This window comes from Paraburkholderia sp. SIMBA_054 (assembly GCF_046534875.1).
GTDB classification, from domain to species: domain Bacteria; phylum Pseudomonadota; class Gammaproteobacteria; order Burkholderiales; family Burkholderiaceae; genus Paraburkholderia; species Paraburkholderia hospita.
The window spans coordinates 1-228 of the sequence record NZ_JAWRXV010001911.1 but is presented as its reverse complement, the minus strand read 5'-3'; the positions used below and the strand labels follow the sequence as shown (position 1 = coordinate 228).

The following is a 228-nucleotide window of genomic DNA, read 5'->3' as shown; positions in this document are numbered from 1 at the left end:
CTGCGCTGAATGCCGAGCTTGTCCATCAGCCCGGTGAAACCGAAGCTGTCCATCAGCACGCCGATCGAGCCGACGATGCTCGCCTTGTCGACATAAATCTTGTCCCCCGCCGCCGCGGCGTAGTACCCGCCCGACGCGCACATGTCGCCGACCACCACATAAAGCGGAATTGACGGATGTTTCGCGCGCAAACGCCTCATCTGGTCGTAGATAATGCCCGCCTGGACC

At 61.4% G+C, this 228-nt stretch carries 1 protein-coding gene; it reads right to left on the bottom strand.

Features of this window, described 5'->3' with window-relative positions; all coding sequences use genetic code 11:
- Positions 1–228, bottom strand: a 228-nt coding sequence (locus SB822_RS61700; protein ID WP_410859749.1) for a S49 family peptidase, incomplete at both ends; no start/stop codon positions are given.